This is a genomic window from Acinetobacter sp. YH12128, assembly GCF_013418655.1.
GTDB lineage: Bacteria > Pseudomonadota > Gammaproteobacteria > Pseudomonadales > Moraxellaceae > Acinetobacter > Acinetobacter amyesii.
In genome coordinates this window covers 43,151-64,102 of the sequence record NZ_VPBO01000008.1, presented here as the reverse complement: position 1 = coordinate 64,102, position 20,952 = coordinate 43,151, and the positions used below count along the sequence as shown (strand labels likewise).

General features: G+C 42.9%; 13 protein-coding genes. 8 read left to right on the top strand and 5 right to left on the bottom strand.

Annotation, left to right across the window (positions count from 1 at the left end; genetic code table 11):
• Positions 1–116 precede the first annotated feature (116 nt).
• Both FTU64_RS05855 and FTU64_RS05850 read right to left on the bottom strand, forming a co-directional pair.
• Entirely contained in the window at positions 117–3,887 is a 3,771-nt protein-coding gene (locus FTU64_RS05855; protein ID WP_180059389.1) for a UvrD-helicase domain-containing protein, read from the bottom strand.
• Positions 3,884–7,669, bottom strand: a complete 3,786-nt coding sequence (locus FTU64_RS05850; protein ID WP_180059388.1) for an exodeoxyribonuclease V subunit gamma — start codon at positions 7,667–7,669, stop codon at positions 3,884–3,886. The genes FTU64_RS05855 and FTU64_RS05850 overlap by 4 nt, the downstream gene beginning before the upstream one ends.
• A 179-nt stretch (positions 7,670–7,848) precedes the next feature.
• Between FTU64_RS05850 and FTU64_RS05845 the strand changes: the two genes are divergently transcribed.
• On the top strand, positions 7,849–8,370 hold the full coding sequence (locus FTU64_RS05845; protein ID WP_180024754.1) for a hypothetical protein: 522 nt from the start codon (positions 7,849–7,851) through the stop codon (positions 8,368–8,370).
• 141 nt (positions 8,371–8,511) lie between these two features.
• Here FTU64_RS05845 and FTU64_RS05840 read toward each other — a convergent pair whose 3' ends face one another.
• Complete coding sequence (locus tag FTU64_RS05840; protein WP_180059387.1) at positions 8,512–9,930, bottom strand: phosphate--AMP phosphotransferase; 1,419 nt, start codon at positions 9,928–9,930, stop codon at positions 8,512–8,514.
• Between the two features lie 205 nt (positions 9,931–10,135).
• Between FTU64_RS05840 and FTU64_RS05835 the strand changes: the two genes are divergently transcribed.
• The 7 genes from FTU64_RS05835 to FTU64_RS05805 all read left to right on the top strand — a co-directional run bounded on the left by FTU64_RS05835 (position 10,136) and on the right by FTU64_RS05805 (position 16,436).
• Positions 10,136–10,849, top strand: coding sequence for a hypothetical protein (locus tag FTU64_RS05835; RefSeq protein WP_180059386.1), 714 nt, complete (start codon positions 10,136–10,138; stop codon positions 10,847–10,849).
• A gap of 225 nt (positions 10,850–11,074) precedes the next feature.
• On the top strand, positions 11,075–12,019 hold the full coding sequence (ubiE, locus tag FTU64_RS05830; RefSeq protein ID WP_078189802.1) for a bifunctional demethylmenaquinone methyltransferase/2-methoxy-6-polyprenyl-1,4-benzoquinol methylase UbiE: 945 nt from the start codon (positions 11,075–11,077) through the stop codon (positions 12,017–12,019).
• 16 nt (positions 12,020–12,035) lie between these two features.
• A complete protein-coding gene (locus FTU64_RS05825; RefSeq protein ID WP_180002881.1) occupies positions 12,036–12,704 on the top strand; it encodes an SCP2 domain-containing protein in 669 nt (222 codons plus the stop codon).
• A gap of 18 nt (positions 12,705–12,722) precedes the next feature.
• Positions 12,723–14,342, top strand: coding sequence for an AarF/ABC1/UbiB kinase family protein (locus FTU64_RS05820; RefSeq protein WP_180007065.1), 1,620 nt, complete (start codon positions 12,723–12,725; stop codon positions 14,340–14,342).
• A 113-nt stretch (positions 14,343–14,455) separates the two neighbouring features.
• Positions 14,456–14,863 carry a hypothetical protein gene (locus FTU64_RS05815; protein WP_180054276.1) on the top strand — a complete coding sequence of 136 codons (408 nt, stop codon included), beginning with the start codon at positions 14,456–14,458 and terminating at the stop codon, positions 14,861–14,863.
• A 106-nt stretch (positions 14,864–14,969) separates the two neighbouring features.
• Positions 14,970–16,049: a patatin-like phospholipase family protein gene (locus FTU64_RS05810; RefSeq protein WP_180054274.1), complete on the top strand. Its 1,080-nt coding sequence runs from the start codon at positions 14,970–14,972 to the stop codon at positions 16,047–16,049.
• Between the two features lie 72 nt (positions 16,050–16,121).
• Positions 16,122–16,436, top strand: a complete 315-nt coding sequence (locus FTU64_RS05805; protein ID WP_078189807.1) for a hypothetical protein — start codon at positions 16,122–16,124, stop codon at positions 16,434–16,436.
• Positions 16,437–16,506: 70 nt separating this feature from the next.
• On the opposite strand, the gene FTU64_RS05800 is transcribed toward FTU64_RS05805, so the two are convergent.
• Positions 16,507–18,687, bottom strand: a complete 2,181-nt coding sequence (locus tag FTU64_RS05800; protein WP_180054272.1) for a SulP family inorganic anion transporter — start codon at positions 18,685–18,687, stop codon at positions 16,507–16,509.
• A 232-nt stretch (positions 18,688–18,919) separates the two neighbouring features.
• Positions 18,920–20,887: a DUF2075 domain-containing protein gene (locus tag FTU64_RS05795; protein WP_180007251.1), complete on the bottom strand. Its 1,968-nt coding sequence runs from the start codon at positions 20,885–20,887 to the stop codon at positions 18,920–18,922.
• Positions 20,888–20,952: the final 65 nt, after the last annotated feature.

Genomic DNA, 20,952 nt, shown 5'->3' with positions numbered 1-20,952 from the left:
GTGCAAAGGCTGTGCTGACAAGGCTTTTTGATCATTTTCCACACAGTTATCCTCAAACTTATCCACAATGCAACTTATTGTTTCAGCGTGAATATTTTTATCTTTTTCGTGCTTTTTCACGTTTTAGCCACAACCTTTTCGCTCAATATTGCATCGAGGTTTTGAATGAATGTATCCGCCGGCTTCCAGTGATATACTCCACGATCGGACTGTCCATCCATACCGCGAAGATACAGATAACTCGCCCCACCCAAATGCTGCGTCATGTCATAGTCTTTCATCACGGCTTTCAAATAACGATGTAGGGCCACCAAATATAAAGCCGCCTGCAACCAGTAACTAGAATGACTCATACTTTCTCGAATATAGGCATGATTATAATGTGCGGTCTGATCGCCTAAGAAATTACTTTTATAATCGGCAATGTGATAACGCTGACCATCAAAATACACCAAGTCAATCGACCCCGTCAGATAGCGTGCCGTAAACACATCATTCAAATCTTGTATTTGTAAATCTGGCTCATTTAGGCTTTCAAATAGCATGCGTATTTTACGTATCGCCAATGCACGATCTGCCATACTTAAATGAAAGTCCATTTCTGAACGATATTCACCATCGTTTAACTGATGCAGGCTAAAACCATCATGCAATGGTGTATGAATAATTTGACTGTACCATTCCCGCATTTCTTCAATCAGTTCAGCTTCATCTTGCTCAGGGTTTGCCGTTTGACCAAACTGTTTCATCAAGTTTTGCAACATTTGCGGCGAATCAAACTCAACATCACTATGAAAACGTGATGCGATGGCTTTGGCCAACTTCTCTTCTGGGGTGCTAAATCGAACTTTTTCCATCAATTTATGCAAGAAACTTCCGGGCTTGGTTCCCTTTGGAAAATGCCGTTTAATCCAGCTTATTTTCTCTGCCGTTTCTGCTTCAACGATTTCAAGCTGTTCAACTTCATCGGCAGCACTGTCTTCCTGTTCGTTCATTGCCGCTGCCAGTTGGTCACGTTGTATGTGCGCCTTATGCGCCGTGCGCGTGAGCGCGGTAAAACTGGTGGTTTCTCGTGGATAAAAATGGCTGTTGGGAATCTCTTCCGCCTCTAACACAACAGCTTCAACCTGAGTCTGAGTCAACATCGGTGGTGCTGCACGCAAGACATCGGCATCCACACTATCTGCGTGTTGGAACAGATCTGGTACGCTTCCACGCCAAAAAGTCAGTCCTGAACGCGCTTCTGCCAATTGTTTCTTTTCTACTTCATGATGACGTAGCACGGCATAGACACGATAACTGGCACGGGTCAACGCCACGTACCACAAGCGATGATGCTCTGCTTCATTGCGCGCATCATTTTGTTGAATATCATCTTCGGGTAAGTCCGAAGACTTCACGGCAATCACACGTTCTAACCCAAGGCTTTTTTGCTGATTGTCTTTAAGGGAAAAATTCAAATTGCCTTTTTCACTTAAGCCCGCATTTGCTCCCAATAAAAACACACAACCAAACTCTAAGCCTTTGGATGCATGAATCGTCATCAGTTGCACCCCCAATTGCCCGGTCAATTTTCGCTCTTGGGTGCTTTCATTATTGATGCCTAAATTGATTTGGCGAATAAACCATTGATAGAGCTTATGCGCACCGGTGTAGTGTTCACTTTGCTGACTTAATAATTCTGCGATATGGCGTAAATTCACCACTGTGCGTTCATTATCTCGACTTTGTCCAGCCACCAACCGCGTCCACACCTGAAAGACCGTCATACAGCTATTCCACGCGCTGCGGAATCCTTGCTCATTCCAAATTTGTCGGACCTGTTCGAGTTTTTCGATGATGTCGCTCAGTCCATCTGCCTGCTGTTCGAGTGCGACCAGTTGTTTCAGATCAAAACCCAATAAACGGCTCAGCAGCGCACGTTTCACCTTGGCTTCTTGATAAGGATTTAAAATCGCGGTCAGCAAAGCGGCTACATCTTGTGCGACGGAACTTTTATAGACACTGTCCCGAGATGCTTTATAACAAGGAACGCCGAGCTGCAATAAACATTGTTGCACTTGCTCTAAGTCGAAATGGTTTTGCCCCAAGACCGCAATATCGTTTGCTGTCAGTGCTCGCTGGGTATTGTTGTCTTGAAAATATAAATGTCCTTGCTGCGCTTGGTTGAGTAATGACTGAATCTGCCAAGCCACTTGCTCAGCTTCATTCAGCGTTTCATCCAAAGCCAACCAACGCAGAGGTTGTGGATTGACTTGATCATGATCAATCAACGGCGGATGCTCACGCTCACCTGCTTGAATCGGGGTGTATTCAACTTGCTCACCAAAGTCCGTTTGCCGATGAAACAAGGCATCCACCACTTCAACCAAGTTTTTGACTGAACGATGGTTTTTGTTCAAGGTATAACAACGTCCACCCTTGGTTTGAATATCATGACGCGCTTTACGATAGGTCAGCATGTCACCGCCACGGAATCCATAAATCGCCTGTTTCGGGTCGCCGACCATAATCATACAGCCCTGATGTAAGCGCTCCTTGACCCGCCAAATACTGGACAGCATGTCATCTTGATCTTGGTTGGTGTCTTGAAATTCATCGACTAAAATCAGCGGATATCGTGCTAAAACATGGGCAGCAAAACTATCTTTCCCCGCTGCTGAACTTTGCTGTAAGGCTTCCGATAAGGTCCGAATTTGTTGTGAAAAGGTGGTTTCCCCAGCGTGGGACAACACTTGAGGTAAACGCTTTTTGACTTCCTGTGCCAAATAAAAGTTTAGAAATTGTTCTGCTTGATTGATATGTTCATAAGCATTGAGCACCGCTCGGAGTTGTTGAACAAAAGCATGTTGATAAAATTCTTTTGAGACATCTGGCTGCTCTTCAACGACTTTGTCTTTAAAGACACGTGGCTTAAATTCAGTTTTATTCGGATCATAAAATAATGAACGAATGGCTTTCATCGTCGGTTGTAACACGTCGGACTGAGTCAATACCCCTTGGCTACCCGAATCTTCAAAGTGCTGTAAAAACTCGGGAATGCGTGTGTTAAAGGTGACAAAGAATGCACCTTTATTAAAACGTCGAGCGTCCACCAGGTTTTTATAATGACTTGCGGCATCAAAACACGCTGCAAGCTCTACACGAGCGGCAGGCAGCATTTGTGCAAGCTGATGACACATCGCTTCAAAATGCGCCAAGGCATTTTCGGGTAATTCAGGGACGCGTAAATCCACCGATGGGAAATTTAGACTTTCCTTTACCACGCCCAGATAATATTCAGGACCTTTCAACTGATGATTCAACATCAAATATTCAATCAAATGTGCAGGCTGCTGCTGGATCCAATCTCTTAATAAATCATGAATGATCCGTTCAATATGCAGGTCTTCATCATCACTGATTTGCACCTGTTCGATACGACCACTTTCAAAGGCAAATTCACGTAATAACTTTTGACTAAAGCTGTCTAAAGTTCCGACAAAGAGTTCTTCATATTGTTGTAAGACCACGTTCAGACGATTGTAAGCATAATCTAAATGATGCCCATGATCTTTTAGCACTTGCTGATACAAAGGGTCACTCAAACTTTGCTGAAGTTCGGCCAACTCATTTTGAGGTGCCGCGAGCAGGCCATAAATAAAGTCACGGGTTTCTTCAATCCGCAGTCGTACCCGCGCTTTGAGTTCCGCTGTGGCTTTACGTGTAAAGGTGGTGGCAATGACCTGATTTGGCATATAGCGATCGAGAAAAATCCGCACCATCAGACTGGAAAGCGTATAGGTTTTCCCAGTACCCGCAGAGGCTTCAATCCAGTGCAGTCCGGTAAAGCTCATGTCTGCAATCGGGTTGGTGGACATTTTCATCGCTTGCTGTGGCATATTCATTTTTTCACCTCAGGCTTGATGACATTAAGTTTTTTTAGGCCGTCATCTGCCTCGGTATCCATCACATGATATAAACGTTCTGCATAATAACGACAGGACAATGCCAGAAGCTCATCTGCCGCTTGTTGCTGTAAAATAAAAGTCCAATCACGATGGTGGCTATTGGCTTCATTCGACTCCAGCTCCACTCCACCAAAACTATGATTTTTCAGCCATTCCTCTTGAAGCTTTGCAAAATTATCTGGCATGAGTTGGCCTGTTTCATTTTCCACCCAAGTGCATTTTTCTTGGCGAATTAAAGCAGCAGGCAGCACCACAGGACGTTTTTGTGCATGTTTCCACATCGCCATCCATTCACTGAGCTGTAGCTTGGCTTGTGCAGAGCTTAATCCACAACAGACTATGCTTTTATCATTACAAATCACTTCACGACGATACGTCGCGCCCTCATCGCCTAAGTCTAAATAGCTCAACCACAATAGATATTCGAGCCAGGTTTGCGTCTGACGTTTAGGCTTTGCCCCAGACGCCATACAGCTTAACCAATGCATACTCTGAGGGTCTTCAGGCACAGTGATACTCAGTATCAAATGTGGTTCAAGCTGTAGATTTTGTAAGGTGGTCGCGGTTACACGGCGTCCATCTAAACGCTCTAATAACTGTGCCTGCTCTTGCAAACTGAGCTTCCAAGTCGCTATTTGGCTATGTCCCACAGGCAGTACATCTTGGAACAAGGCCATATCGGGTTCAGCTGAGGTCGTAGAGTTCTGATCCTCTGTTTGATCGACACGAGAGGCAGGCTGCACATAATGCTTTTGCAATAAGTCACGGACATGATATTGCTGTAAACGGTCCAGCAACAAAGGCTCTTGCTGCGGCAATTGGTCACCAGTATAGACACTGGCCACGCCAAGCGTTTTCAAATATGCACGGGCAGGAAACACCACATCTTTAATCCATTCCTGACCATCCAAAACCCGTACTTCTTGTTCATCATGCACAGGATAATCACGGTTAATCCACGATTGGCGTTGACCAGACTGATCTAAAATATGTTCCGCCACAGCAAACCATTGATCTTTATATCGTAAGTTTTTCGACTGCTGAAAACCCATCGGGTCAAAAGGCTGCAAAGGATAAATATGGTATAGCGGCTCGAGCTGCTGTGGAATGCGTAAGCCATCCAAATCCAGCATGGCATCATGGGGTTGGTTCAATTGCTGCGGCTGAATCATCCGTGCGAGGAACTGGCTAAATTCATATATCACAGAGGATGGCTCCCGACTTTCACCATCATTGACATCAAAGCCATTATAGAAAATCCACAAGGACTGTCGGGCAAATAACAAGGCATCTAAAAATGCACCTTTATCATCTTCCAAACGTGAGCGATCACCCAATACTGGTTTAAACACATCCATCAAATCAAAAGGCACTTGCTGATCACGACGTGGAAACTTGCCGCTATCCATGTTCATCAACACCACCAATGAAAATGGGACTTGGCGGATTTTCCCCATGTCCGCAAAGGTTACTGATCCTGTCGGTTCGATCTGATCGGCAGAGCTATCAATGCCTTGTTGTATTTCTTTAAGCAATAAAGAAAGCGGTAAATTAAAGCTGTTTGGGAGCGACTCAACTTTATCACTTTGGGCATTGTGCAGACGTTGCGTCATTGCACGCATCACACTGCGAATGGTTTCAAATACTCGACCACTGGCTTCCACAAAAGGCTTTAAATCTGCATCTAATTGTTGCAACCACACTTTGACAGTCTGTGCGTTGAGGTTTGGATTGAGCCAATCTCGACGCGCACTGATATCTCGGTAGATCTGAATTAAAGTTTGAACCAACTCAAAATCACTACTCGACACCCCTGCAAAACTTAAGGTGTCCTCAAATACGGCATGTTGTGGTATCGCAATTCCTAACGCCAAACGATCTAATGCAAATTTAAAGGTATAACGATAATCTCGGTCTTGCTCGGACAAATAAGCCAACATGTGCTGTTCGTCTAAACCACGACGGAAACCAGCTTGAATCAGCAGTTCCATCATACGTTCCATTTGCACATGGTCGAGCTGATACAGTTCTTGCACCGCATTCAAATTCAGCCAATCATGAAAATCTTCTGCGGTAAAACGACCTTGACTAATTTCAATGCGTCCAACAAAGGCTTGCCATGCATTTTGAATATCTTGACTGACCACCCCTGCAATTTTGACTGGGATATAAGGTAAATCCACAGCACTGCGACCCATGCCTCGAGTCGTCGAAAAGACCGTCCGAATATGCGGTTCCAGTTCTTTTAAGTTTGGCACCAAGACCAAGATATCACTCGGATGGCGTGGCTCTTGTTCCGTGCCATCGGCCAACCAATGCACCAACTGTTCACGTAAAACCTCTAACTGACGCAGGCTAGAATGACAGACATGAAATTGAATCGATTCATCTGCCCCCGCGAGTGCATATTGATGCTGCTCGGGTTCTTCTAAGGTCATGATGTCATATTGAATTTGAGCGAGCAGTGTTGTCGGCTCGGTGTCTGGAAAAATATCTTCCCAGCCTTCGCCACCAGACATATTCACCAATAATGCAAAGTTATCCCGCGCACGCTTGCCTAAACGCGTCAGTAGTGAATGCTGTGATTCACGAAATTCGGCATTGGTCGTACTCAGATAGGCCTGAATTTGCGCTGTGCTGACATTGGGATTTCGCTCAATATAACGCTGTTGTAATTTCAAGTTATAACGATCTTTCCAAACTGGATCGACCATGTCTGCCCAATACTCACGCGATGGGTTGAAATACAACAAATGTACTTCGGTATACGCCGCCAAGCGATATAAAAATTTCAGTTGTGCAGGTGGTAATTCTAAGGTCGTAAAAACAAAAATTTGTTCAGGCAAACCGTTATAGGTTTGATGACGCTCATCATCATCGCGTTCATCATCCTCAGCATCCAAATCAAACTGCTGCTGCCGATTTTGCTCAGCACGCGCCAAGGCAAACCAAAATTTATTGTCTATTTCCTGACGGTCATTAAAGTCTTTTTGGAATACTTGATGCCATAACCAACGCTGCCAATGCTCCAGTTGTCGAGCCTGCGTCGGTAGATATTCATCGGCTTGTTCAGGTTTCAGACCTGTGAGTTGCATGATATTTAAAGGCTGATTGTGACTCCACGCCTTCAACCAATCGGTATCGCAATGTGGACAAATCCAGTGCTCAACACCTTCATCAGGGGTATGAATACAACTGCCACGAAAGGCCATGTAGTTGGTAAAAAGCCGAGTGACTTGAGCAGCGATCCAGTACAACATTTCTTGCCGCTTTTGCTCACGTTTTTTTCGATCTGAGAGCTGTGCTGTGCTGTCAAAAATACGCTGAACTAAGGGCTGAACATCTGTCGGAATCTGTGCTGCATCAAACTGATCAGCTGCAATAAAAACCGCTAAAGCATTATAAATACGCCATTGCATAATCAACGGCGGCATGTTGATACCTTTAATCCGCTCTCGGTCTTGTTTATTCGGCAAGGCCCAATCGTAGGCTTTCCACTGCAACCCTAAAATTTTACGATGATGCTTAATATTGGCACTAATACTGATTTTTTCAGCAATTTGTTTTTCTAACCATGCAGCAATGGCTTGATCGGGCACCACGATATGTCGTTCTTGCAAGACGGACAAAGCATTGGTCGATTGATTCGATTTCAATTTTTCGATTAGACAATCCACCAAAACTTCGATTCGTTGACTTTGAATTACATGTATTGCCATGGATTACCTTTACAGCCTGAGTGACCAACTACTACAAAACAACAATGATTATTTACTATACATCTTGGGCTGTCTATGCGACTTTGACAAGAGAATAGATTGCAAAAAATGCTTTTAAACAAGTATCTTAATGATACTTTATGAGAAAAAAACCAATCCAGTATCAAGGGTATCTGCTTATGAAAATTGATAACATTCCTGATTCCATCGACCCTAACTTAAATCTGGACATTATTCGCGCTGAATGCTTAGAGCTCGTCAAAAAACGTGCTTATTTTTCAGCAGGTGCAGCTATTATTCCTGTGCCATTTTTGGATGTGGTGATTGACGTCGGAATTTTGTCACAGCTCATTCCAGAAATTAATGCGCGTTTTGGTTTAGCGCCAGATCAAATTAGTGTGTATGATCCAAAAACCAAACAAATTCATTGGACAGAACTGCGTAAACGTGGTGTCGAATTTTCTGGTTTAGTGGTTGCACGAACCGCGATGAAAAAATCGCTAAATAACATTGCAGCAAAATATATTACCAAACAAGTCACTAAATTTATTCCATTAGGTGGACAATTGGTGGCAGCCAGTTTGGGTTATATTGTGATGAAAAAAGTCGCTGAAACCCATGTAGAAGAAAGCTACCAATTGGCGAAGCGTATTCAACAGAAATTTCCGAACCAACCTGTCCCAACGCCGAACAATGGTTAACGAAACGATGTATAGCGCATCAACAAGATTTAAGAATCAAAGTGATTTAAACCATAGATCTAAAGATGAAGTAAATCTGAAAATGAGCGAGTTTTGAAAATGAAGAAAAAAGCCACGAATTGCGTGGCTTTTTTCATAAAGTCAATCTGCTTTCAACTGCGCTAAAATCGTTTTTAGCACTTGTAAACGAGCACTATGCTTATCATTGGTCGCAATCACATGCCACGGCGCATATTCTGTACTCGTGCGTTGCAACATATCTGCAGCAGCTTTGAGATAGTCATCCCAACGGTCACGATTCCGCCAGTCATCTGGAGTAATTTTAAACCGTTTATGTGCGGTTTCTTCGCGGGCTTTAAACCGCGCAGCTTGCTCATCCTTATCTATGGCTAACCAGAACTTGATGACAACCGTTTGACTGTCATATAAGTCCTTTTCAAAACGGTTGATTTCATCATAGGCCCTCTGCCATTCAACCGTATTGGCAAAGCCTTCAATCCGCTCAACCAAGACGCGACCATACCAACTGCGGTCAAAAATCGTGATTTTCTCTTCAGGGACAATTTTATTCCAAAAGCGCCATAAGTAAGGACGGCGTAGTTCATATTTTTCAGGTGCTGCTATGGTATGAATTTCATATTCGCGTGGGTCTAACTTTTTAACAATACGTTTAATTGCTCCGCCTTTCCCTGCGGCATCCATCCCTTCAAACACGATCACCACGTTGCGTGAATCAAAACGTAAAGCTTCAGCCACCTTACGGCTTAATTTTTTTAATTCTTTTTTATAATCGGCTTCATCAGCGACGGCTGTACTTGGCTCCAATAAAGCCTGTGGTGTTTTGGCTTGTTTCCAACGCCCTACCGCTTTAGTTTCATGTGTTGGACAATGTTTTAAAGTGCGTAAAATATGCTGTGCAAATTGCTGATCACGGACTTGCTCATCTTCACAGTCGATAATGATCCAGTCATGACTAAAACGCTGACGTAAACGTTGCAAGTTGTCATATTGTTTTTTATTGCGCCAATCTAAACCATGCAATTTATGCCAACGCGCTTCACTCGGGTCCATTTCATCCAAACGTTTTTGTAAAGATTTCCAAGATAAATCGAACCAGACCTTAATCACATCGACATGATTATTTTTTAGGTCTTGTTCATAGGCTCGCATGTTCTCGACATATTCATCAAATAAGGTTTCATCCAAAGGCTTTGACACATGCATAGCGGTACTGAGCAAATCACTGTACCAGTTTCCAAACATCACCATGATTTGCCCTTCGGCAGGAATAAACCGTGCATAAGACTGCCAAAAGGTTTGTTTTTGATTAAACATGATCGGGGCATCCGCTTTCACCCTTAAATAGCGTGGATCGACCCATTCACGGAGCTGTTTGACAGCCTCGCCCTTACCCGCAAGCTCGATTCCACTCACTAAAATCAACACGCTTTTGGCATTGGGCTGACGGCTGGTATTTTTTAGTTGATACTGCGCTTCAATCAGCTCAACCGAGAGTTGTTCTTCATCCATCAATTGAAATTCTGTTTCTTTTAAGCTCATGGCGGACCCTTGGTTTTATTCTGTTTTGAGTATAACCATGCCCTTCACCCCACAACAATGCTTTCATGTATATGCTGAAATGCAAAATATGACCGTTTCTGCAACAAACTGACTCAGATTGACCTATAATTTCGTCACTTTGTCATAGCCCTAAGCTCCAACACCCACTAAGATTCAAACATCTAAAAAATAATTGAGACACTCAATGTCCAAACTTGCGGTATTAGATGATTTACTTGAACTGTATTACCAGTTGAATTACCACAAAAAGCCAGAAATTTTACAGCGTTTACAAGATGTCCAGCAGTGGCAAAAGCAGCGCATGCAACGTACGCATGCTGTGCAATTTGCTGAAAAACACAATGTACTGATGTCTGAATATTTTATTAACCGTTTATATGGCGGTCCTGATTTTGATGCATTAGCTGCACAAATTGCACGTCTCACCCGCTATGCGCACAAAGCAGAAAAACTAATTCCAGATAATGCCATTAAGACTGGCACTTCGGGCGTACAACTTGCGATATTGGCCGTACAGCTCGATGAACAAGTAGCCATGCAATTACTGCAAGATTATCCAAATAATCCAACCCTGACCGATGAAATGATGCGTCAGACCTATCTCAAGCTCGATCAAGGTAAAGACCGCATGTTGCAGCTGCAACTGCTGGACGATTTAGGCCGCAATTTAGATAAATACATGCGCTCATTTATGGTCTATACCGCATTTAAAATGTGTAAGGGCGCAGCAAACAAATACAATTTCGAAATAATGTACGACTTTATGCAAGATGGCTTCTTGGCAATGAAACCGCTCAAGTCAGCAGAAAAATTTGTCCGCGAATTTACCGCTGTAGAACGCAAAATCGTTGACCGTGTACATGCCGGAGACCCGAACCCGTTTCAGCCTGCGGCTTAACAAAACTCACATCCCATAAAGCCCGTGTTTGATATAAAACAAACTGGGCTTGCAAGACTGAATTCAGATTTTTTATAGGGGATTTGCAAAGCAATTACAGCAGACCCTTATTTTTTCTGTATATTATTCACAACAAATGCAAATGACTGCTGTATAACAACAGAGAATCTGTCATCATGCTTGCAAAGCAACATTAACCCTATTTATAAGTTAGGAGTGACTCTAATGTCTAACGAGAATCAAACGCCTGCCCCTACACCTGAGTCGGCACAAAATACAGACAAAGTGAGTCCATTCTTAACTGAGCCTTTACCACAAGGGACAGCGCAAGGTCAGCAACAATCTTTAGAACAACGTCTGACCGACACACCTGTGACAGGTTCAGTACCCAAATATAATCTGCCACGTGGCGCGAATACTGGTAACGTTGGGGCAACCACGCACTTTGGTTATCAAACCGTGAGCAGCGAAGATAAAGCACAAAAAGTAGCGGAAGTTTTCCACTCAGTGGCTGCAAAATACGACATCATGAATGACTTAATGTCATTTGGTATTCACCGTCTATGGAAACGTTTTGCCATTAACATGTCTGGTGTACGTCGCGGTCAGCACGTCCTAGATATTGCAGGCGGTACTGGTGACCTTGCCAAAGTATTTAGCCGTGAAGTTGGCCCGACAGGTCATGTGGTGCTTTCAGATATCAATGAATCGATGCTCAATGTCGGTCGTGACCGCCTCATTGATGCTGGTTGTACCAATGTCGATTTCGTTTTGGCCAATGCTGAAACTTTAGAACCTTTTGCAGACAACAGTTTTGACCTATTGACCATTTCATTTGGTCTACGCAACGTGACTGACAAAGATGCTGCACTAGCTGCCATGTACCGCGTTCTTAAGCCAGGTGGTCGTTTACTGATTTTAGAATTCTCTAAACCGGTATTTGAACCATTCTCAAAACTGTATGACTTATACTCATTCACTGCATTACCAATTATGGGAAAAATCGTAGCAAATGACTCTGAAAGTTATAAATACCTTGCAGAATCAATTCGTATGCACCCAGACCAACGTACTCTTAAAGGTATGATGGAAAATGCGGGCTTCCAAAACTGTGATTACCACAACTTAACGGGTGGTATCGTGGCTGTACACCGTGGTTTCAAACTTTAATACTGCAGGCTGAACTATGTGGTCGATTCTCGCACTTGGTGCAGTTGAACGCTTAATTCATCATGTCATTGATTTGGATGCTATTACTCGCATCCAACTGAATGAATTGCAAGGCAAAATGCTTCGTGTGGTGATCGACTCACCACAGTTGTCGGTGGATGTGTTTTTTGACGATCAGAAAGTTCGCTTAGAACCGACGCCTACAGGACATACTGAAACTGCATCCATCTTTGAGCAACGCCCTTTCGAGCAGCAGTCAAACATAACTGAAGCAACGGCGACCTTACATGTCAAAACGGTCGTCGAGCTCCTCAAACTGCTGTTGGCTGAAGATGTCGGCAATATTCCATTGCAAGGTGATTATCACTTATTGCAGGATATCCAGCGCATTATGCAGCAAGCTGAGCCTGATTTAGCTTCGCATCTAAGCCCTTGGATTGGTCCAAGCCTTGCGCATGAAATTGGTAAGTTACAACTTGCACCCAAACATCTCAAACGTACTTTACAAAGCCATTTGTTCTTTGCTGAAGACGCGTTAAAAGAAGATTCAGGCTTGCTTGCCCCACGCTGGCAAATGGATGACCTGAATCAAGACACCCGAATTTTGAATCAAAATCTGGACCGTGCAGAAGCAAAAATTCAGCAGCTGCACAGCCAAATTGACTCATTACAAGACAACACTTAAGACTAGGTAATTGCATATATGATTCCGCACGTTTCACGTTTACTCGACCTTTGGCGCATTGCTGCGCACTATAGACTCGACACGTTGTTTCCTGCGGAAGAATTACCGGAAAAAGCCCGTCATATTATTTCCCTCATTCGTATACATCCTGCAGCACGTTTAAGCAAAGAACGTAAAAATCCACTGAAGCTAAAACAAGCTTTAGAAGATATGGGACCTTTGGCCATTAAACTCGGTCAATTACTGTCTACCCGTCGTGACTTGATTCCACCTGAAGTTTTACAGCAATTGGTGCTTTTACAAGACCGTGTAAAACCTTTTTCAAATGACGTTGCCAAAATGCGCATTCAGGAATCACTCAAAGCCGATGTTAATACCTTATTTGCACGCTTTGACGAGCAACCTTTAGCCGCAGCATCTATCGCACAAGTGCATACTGCTGCACTGCATGATGGTCGCGAAGTCGTAGTGAAAGTGGCTCGCCCGAATATTCGCAATCAAATTCTGCATGATTTTGAAATATTAGAGTGGCTTGGTCAGTTCCTTGAAAAACGCCTAGAAGCCGCTCGTGCCCTGCATCTGTCTGAAATTATTCAAGACTACCGTCAAATTATTCTCAATGAATTGGATTTGACTTTAGAAGCGGATAACACGCGTCGTATGCGTCATTACTTCACCGGTTCAAGCATGATGTACGTGCCTGAAGTCTATATGGACAGCCGTGATGTCATGGTCGAAGAGCGTATTACGGGTGTACCAATTTCAGATATTGCGACCTTTGATCGCTTGGGCATGGATCGTAAAGATTTAGCCGAAAAAGGGCTCACCATTTTCTTTACCCAAGTGTTCCGCGACAACTTCTTTCATGCAGACATGCATCCGGGGAATGTCTTCGTCGAAACCATCAATCCAAGCAATCCACGCTTTATTGCCTTGGACTGCGCGATTATGGGTGAGCTTTCAAAGCACGACCAAATGACCGTAGCACGCATGCTGCTTGCGGTTATGAACAGCGACTTTATGCAGCTGATTCAAATCGTGCATCAAGCGGGTTGGATTCCACCGGGTACAGATCAAGATGCATTAGCACGTGAAATGCGTCGTACGGTTGGCCCGATGGTCTCTAAACCAATGCATGAATTGGACTTCGCCGGCATCCTGATTCAAGTGATGGATATTGCGCGTCGTTTCCATTTAGAGATTCCGCCACAACTGATGTTGCTGCTCAAAACCTTGGTCCATGTCGAAGGTTTAGGAACTGATCTCTATCCTGAATTGGATATTTGGAGTTTGGCAAAACCAATCCTCACCGATTGGATTAAAGCGCAAATGAATCCGCAGAAAAACTTAAAAGAACTCGGACAAAAAATTCCTGACTTACTTTTAGGTGCGCAAGATTTACCAACGCTGATGATCGACAGTCTGAATGGTTTAAAAAATCAGTCGGCTTGGCATGCCAAACAACTGAATGAACTGCAAAGCATGCGCTTGCAAATGGAACATCAGCAAAAACGTAGTTGGGTTTTTGGCAGTATTATGGCCATCTTCCTCTCCATCGCGATAATTGCGCCATGGTATGTTTCCATCGTATTAATTGCACTTTCAAGCTTACTTGCCATTTGGCGTGTGTTTAAATAATCTTTGTATTTAAATAATATGTTGTATCCATAGCTCCTTTAAGCCTTTTGACAATAAAGGGCTTAAAGCTATAAAAACAAAAAAATTCAAAAATTTGAATAAGGCTGAACGCCATGTCATACAGTTATTTAGGGGTACTGTATAGTCGAAATCCACTCCGAGCATGTGCAACGGCCTTGCTGTATAGTTTTTCGACCCTGCTCGATGTGCTAGTTCAATTAAATATGCACATGCCTTTCCTAAACTGGCAACCGCCAGCCAACACCACTCTGTATCGGATGCAGCATAGCGCTGCATTTTGGTGGATTATTTTCTTCAATGCACTTCCCTGTTTATTCCTACTTTGTTTACCACAGCAAAAGCTGATGGCAGGGTTAAATTATTGGTTATTTGTTGAGGCCGTGATTTTTATCATTAACTTTTTTGCGTGGGCGGTCTTTCCAATGGCAACATGGGCAATCGTCTGCCTCAGTTTGTTTCAATTGCATCGGCATAATGAACAATTATTACAGCATTCCTGAGCGACGCCCTGATATGACTGAGAAGTCATTTGTCGTAAGTTTCAGCCATTGGGTCTGTGCAAAAACACACTAGAATAATTCTACGACTGTATTTTAAGCGACTGCCATGACTCAAATTTTGCAAAAAAGACCGCCTGCGCTCAATATCCGTGCTGGCCATTTAGCCCGCCAACTGATTGAACAAGAGGGTTTAAACGCTGCTCAAGTGGATATCCTGCCCGGTGCTGCGGGTGGTCCGAAAGGCATTGGTATTCAAGGTTTAGATCAGGCGATTTTTGCTGACTTTTTGCCACGCGCGCAACAAAAGCGTACTTTAATTGGTTCATCGATTGGCAGTTGGCGCTTTGCCAGTATTGCTGCTGGGGGAGCCATTGAAGGGACGAAACGCCTCTCTGAGCTGTATACCAATCTGAGCTTTCATAAAAAGATGAGCCGTCAAGAAGTCAGCGATGTGTGTCGTGGCATGCTGATCGATTTGATTCAAGGTCAAGAAGCGGCACTGGTTAATCACCCGGATTATCACCTCACTGTGCTTTCAGTCAAAGCTCAGCATATTTTCCAAAGTGATAAAGCCCTGCCTCTGTTAGCCTCTGTCGCAGGGATCGTGGGCACGACAGCGCTCGCACGTAAACACAGTCGTTATTTCATGCAGCGTGTAATTAGTCAGCCTGTGTCAGGTCATCAATTTACCGTGGCGGATGATGGCTTTACCACGCATTACCATGCATTGACTCAAGACAGTGTCATGCCGTGGCTTATGGCTTCTGCATCTATTCCCGGTGTCATGGCCGCGATACGTGATATCCCTGATGCGCCACAAGGCAGTTACCGCGATGGCGGCCTGATTGACTATCATATTGACCTACCCTTCCAAAGTCAGGGCATCGTGCTGTATCCACATTTCACGGATAGCATCACCCCAGGCTGGTTTGATAAATTATTTAAACGCCAAGCCAATCCTGAAAATCAGGCGCGTACCCTGTTACTGTCACCTTCACAAGAATACCTTGCAAGCTTGCCGCTTGGCCGACTGCCTGACCGTAAAGACTTTACCCTCAAAGGCTTAGACAACCAACAACGCATTAAAATGTGGAATCAATGTGTGGCTGAAAGTCAGCGTATGGGCGATGAGTTTTTGGAGTTGGTTGAAAAGCAACATTTCCCAGCAGTCATGCAAGCACTCTGAGCGTTACAGTAATCTCTTGCGAGGGACGCTATAATCCTATTTCAAAATTTTGAGCTTATTTAGTATAGATTTATGCGGATATTTTTAACTGTTTTGCAGTATGCCTGCATCGCTTTTGCACTTTTCCTTGTTTATCAAGTGTCAACCGCCTTGATCAGCGGCCAATACGATTTAATGGAAGTGGTGGCAGATGTTGGTACGATTTTAATTTGTATCGATTTGGCGGTGTTTTTATTTACCAGTAATGCAAAACAAGGCATTAGCATCGAAGACTATGCGAAACAATTGGAACAAAAGCCGTCAAAATTGGTATATGTGACCCGTAAATTGGGACATTTCGGTATTTTGCTGATCATTACCAGTTGGATCGTACCGATGATTCGCTAGTGTATTTTAGTTCAATAAAAAGGATCATCATGTGTTCATGATGATCCTTTTTTATGTCATCAGATTTTATTTATCCGAAGAAATTAACCCGTCCAGTTCTTACATCATACACTGCACCAACAATCGCCACTTTACCTTCTTGCACCAATTGCTGTAGCACTTCACTATTTTGCAAAATATAGCGGATGTTGTAATGCACATTCATTTGCGTCACTTGCTCTAAAAATGCCGGACTCAGCGTTTGTGGTTGCATCAATTCGGCAACACGCGATACAGACTCATTGAGTGGCCCCAGCACATATTGAATATGCGGCATACGCGTCAGGCTCTGTATCGATTGACCAGCTAAATACAACTGACAAGCACTGCTAACCGCACCACAGTCCGTATGACCAAGCACTACGATCACTTTGGCGCCTTTGGCTTCGCAGGCAAATTCCAATGAACCCAAAACTTTTTGCCCCGCGACATTCCCCGCTATGCGCAAACTAAATAAATCACCAATTCCAACATCAAAAATCATTTCAGTCGGCGCACGAGAATCCATACAACCTAACACTGCCGCAATCGGATGCTGCCCTTCTTCTGCGGTCACCCGCAGTTGACGATAGATATCTCGTTGCAAACGCTCATTTTGTACAAAACGTTCATTGCCTGCTTTGAGCAAAGCGAGCACGGCCTCTGGCGTCAAACGTTGCTGTAAAGCTGCGGTACTGATATCTATATCTAATGCCGCCTCCTGCGCATCGGCATAGTGTGCCTTGAAACCAATCAACTGTACTTGCACTTTACGCTGCACAGCCTTTTCCTGTTGGTACTCTTGAATGAGTTGGAAAATATCAGCATCCATATCACTCACATGTGTGGCATCAATCACCACTTGTTCACCGCGATGGATATGTTCCAATGCCGAGATTAATGCCGACCGGTTGAGAAAACTGACTTGTGAAGGCAATTCAATCCGTGTAATCACCCCATGTAAATGATGCTCTTTATACACCTTCAGCCCCTTATTAAAATTGGCGTATAAAATGAAGGCCGCACTACTGGCTAAACCAATCAAGATTCCGAGCAATAAGTCTGTGAATAAAATCGCCAATAAGGTAATAATAAAAGGAATAAATTGTTTCCAACCTTTTAAATACAGCTGTTTAAACAATTTGGGATGTGTCAGTTTAAAACCTGTGAGGATTAAAATTGCAGCTAATGCTGAAAGCGGAATCATGTTCATCAAAGGCACTAAACACAGCACGGCAAACAAGAGCAACACGCCATGAAAGATAGCAGAACATTTACTTTTAGCTCCGGCACTGGCATTGACCGAACTACGGACAATTACTGAAGTTAGCGGCATCCCGCCTATAGCGCCCGAAACGACATTACCGATGCCTTGCGCCCATAACTCTCGATTGGGGGGTGAAGAGCGCTTATGCGGATCTAATTTATCTGCTGCTTCTAAATTTAATAAAGTTTCTAATGACGCCACAACCGCCAAAGTGATAGCACCCGTGTAAATCAGTGGATTATTTAAAGCGGTCCAATCTGGAAAGATCATCACATTTTGTAGTTGATCCCAAAGATTTGGAAGTTGGATGAGGTTCGATGGATGAACTGCATAAGACGAACCACTGAGTACCAACACAGCATTGCACAGTGCAGCGAGGACTACAGCAACTAAAGCAGAAGGCAGAACCCACTTTTTGCATGGGCTCTGCTCCCATAGCAACATCAGCACAAGGCTACCGATACCGATCAGAACGGCACCGATATCCCATTGCAAATCGAGCGGCTGTGACTGCCACAGCACAGACCATGAAAATTGGTTCAAGCCAAATAGATAAGGTATTTGACTCCCAATCAAGATCAGTCCGATGGCTGCCAATAAACCCAATATGACATTGTTTGGAATAAAGTTGGCAAAGAAACCGAGCCGAAATATGCCAAATCCAATATGTAAGATACCGGCAAAAACAATACACAATAAAAAGGCGGCATAGTTGCCGCCGAGTAGTTCAAGCTGTACCAAAATGACTGCTGTTAAACCTGCTGCTGGCCCTGCAACACTGATATGTGAGCCACTCAATGCTCCGACTAAAATACCACCGACAATGCCGGCAATAATGCCAGAGAGAATCGGTGCGCCAGAAGCCAATGCAATGCCTAGGCATAGCGGTAAAGCTACGAGAAATACCACTGTTCCAGATAAAAAGTCGTGAATATGAAATCGATGTCGTTCAATTTTAGATGTCATCATTTTACCGTTTATAATAAATATCAAATAATTAGATGTAAGTATGTAAAGCCTAAAGTTTGTGACCACTTTATGGCGTGACTTATATTGTCTGACAATCGAACGATTCTATAGTGTGTTTTGATACGTGATTTGTGTGATTTTTACACTTTATTGCGAAGTTTAAGATTCAGCTCATTTATCTTTGATAGGCCTTAAAAGAAATAAAAAAACCTCCCAAATGGGAGGTTTTTTATAGCGTATTGAAACCACATTGCTTCAAAAAATTATACGTCGAATCATAATATTTCTTGGGACGAGTCCAGTCACTGTCATCTACAGATGGTATATACAACACCATACCTTGTCGCGCCCGAGTCAGTAGCACTCGATATGCATTTAACAGGTATTTCTGCTTTTCAGTTTGCCTTATATTTTGCCATCGACTACCTTTAAAGGCTTGAAATTGCCAATCTTGATCAAAATAAAAATTAATATCCCATGCCACGCAACTGTAATCTATTTCCAAGCCTTGCACATCAAACTCAGTTGCAATATCTTCCAAATAATACGCAGAACGTACATCTGTATTTGAATTCAAAAACCAATCTGCAGGTGTTATTTTATTCTTTACATCAATACCTTCGGCTTTTAAACGTCTGGCACCCGAACTAGCAATAACCCCAAAGCGCTCTGAACCCTTAGCCTTTCTTTTTAACCACTGTTTAGCAACATTAAAATCACGACAAAGCAGAATAGGATAATCTTGGGACATCATATGGTAAGTTTCTTTCGCGGACTTTGCATCACCATCTAATACATGTTGAATCAAATGTGAAACTTGTTCGCTGCGAAATGACCGGACAGAAACAGCAAGATGTAAATCTTCCTCATTTTTTCCATTTTTTTGAACCCAGAATTGTTGTTTAGGATCAGTTAAATAGACTTTATCCTGCAAAATTTTGTTAGAAAAGTAGATCTTCCATTTCGGGTATTTATGTTCTAATGCTGATAGCCATTCAGAAACACCTGCTTCTCCAGTGTTAATCTCCTGCCCACCACCAATCAGGCAAACAACGACACACCAATCAGCGTGGCGATCCATAACACTAATGAGAAACTCTGGTTCAGACATCGAAAAATTATCAATACCTTTTTTCTGTTTCATAAAGTTTGAAACCTGATCCTTTTGCCAGGCCCTTTGAGCTTCATCAAAAATAACGACTTTTTCGATTGGCACCTCATTTGATTTCAAATAATGATCTCTAAAATGATGAATATTTTGTATAAAGGCTTTGGCTTCACGTTCTGCCTCAGATCGCGTCTTTTTTTCTGTTTGTTGCTTAGCAAGTTCCACGGTATTTCGAACCAATGCTTCACGTAAAACATCAACTAAAGGACCATTTCCAGATAAAAATACAGAATGTTCTTGTTCATTTGTTTTTAAACGCTGGTTCGCAATATTAAGACCGGCCAATGTCTTTCCTGCACCAGGTACACCCGTTAAAAAACAAATCGTTTTTTTATTTGTTAATTTTGCATCTTCAATAATTTGTTCGATTTTTTTCGAAGTGATCGCTAAATTTTTTGCACCGGCATCACTTCTAGAAATTTCATCCACTGTATGACCTTGATATAACGCCTGAGCTGCTTCAATAATTGTGGGTGTTGGTTTATATCGAGACTCAACCCACTGTTTGATATTAAGTTGCGTAAGACCTGCAAATTGATAAAGCGCTTGTTCGATTACAATCCGTAAATTATGGGTGTTACAGCATAAAGTATCTTGATAAGTGGATACCGCTGACCATGACTGTTCACAACTTTGAGCTTGGGTTGAAATTAAAAGTGGTATGACCTTTTGCTGATGACTACCTTCATGAAAATTCAACAAATCCAAACAATAATCTATGACCTGAGTCTTAGCATATTGTGGGTAACTCTTTTCACCTACTTTAAATTCAATAACAAAAATTAAATTACGTATCAAAAGAATGTTATCTACGCGCTTACCCATCCGTGGAATAGAGAATTCAAAAAAGATTTCTCCCTCATCTAAAAAATCCAACTGTTGTTTTAAAATCTCAATTTGTTTTAACCAAGCGTTCTTTTGTAAATCTTCCAATGCAAATTCATGCTGTAGTGCCAAAGCCCCCATAATTTCTTGTTCATTTGTATGTATGAATTGTTGCACTGAACCCTGATAATAACTACGTAACATTATGGTCTTCTAAGTTTATTTAAGCTTTGATTGTTTTAATCTTATATAAAAAAACCTCCCATATG

Excerpts from the sequence above, each read along its gene's own strand:
- FTU64_RS05820 (WP_180007065.1), top strand. The coding sequence starts at position 12,723 with ATGATTCCGCACGTTTCACGTTTACTCGACCTTTGGCGCATTGCTGCG.
- FTU64_RS05795 (WP_180007251.1), bottom strand. The coding sequence starts at position 20,887 with ATGTTACGTAGTTATTATCAGGGTTCAGTGCAACAATTCATACATACA.
- FTU64_RS05845 (WP_180024754.1), top strand. The coding sequence starts at position 7,849 with ATGAAAATTGATAACATTCCTGATTCCATCGACCCTAACTTAAATCTG.
- FTU64_RS05840 (WP_180059387.1), bottom strand. The coding sequence starts at position 9,930 with ATGAGCTTAAAAGAAACAGAATTTCAATTGATGGATGAAGAACAACTC.
- FTU64_RS05855 (WP_180059389.1), bottom strand. The coding sequence starts at position 3,887 with ATGAATATGCCACAGCAAGCGATGAAAATGTCCACCAACCCGATTGCA.
- FTU64_RS05825 (WP_180002881.1), top strand. The coding sequence starts at position 12,036 with ATGTGGTCGATTCTCGCACTTGGTGCAGTTGAACGCTTAATTCATCAT.
- FTU64_RS05805 (WP_078189807.1), top strand. The coding sequence starts at position 16,122 with ATGCGGATATTTTTAACTGTTTTGCAGTATGCCTGCATCGCTTTTGCA.
- FTU64_RS05815 (WP_180054276.1), top strand. The coding sequence starts at position 14,456 with ATGTCATACAGTTATTTAGGGGTACTGTATAGTCGAAATCCACTCCGA.
- ubiE (WP_078189802.1), top strand. The coding sequence starts at position 11,075 with ATGTCTAACGAGAATCAAACGCCTGCCCCTACACCTGAGTCGGCACAA.
- FTU64_RS05835 (WP_180059386.1), top strand. The coding sequence starts at position 10,136 with ATGTCCAAACTTGCGGTATTAGATGATTTACTTGAACTGTATTACCAG.
- FTU64_RS05800 (WP_180054272.1), bottom strand. The coding sequence starts at position 18,687 with ATGACATCTAAAATTGAACGACATCGATTTCATATTCACGACTTTTTA.
- FTU64_RS05810 (WP_180054274.1), top strand. The coding sequence starts at position 14,970 with ATGACTCAAATTTTGCAAAAAAGACCGCCTGCGCTCAATATCCGTGCT.
- FTU64_RS05850 (WP_180059388.1), bottom strand. The coding sequence starts at position 7,669 with ATGGCAATACATGTAATTCAAAGTCAACGAATCGAAGTTTTGGTGGAT.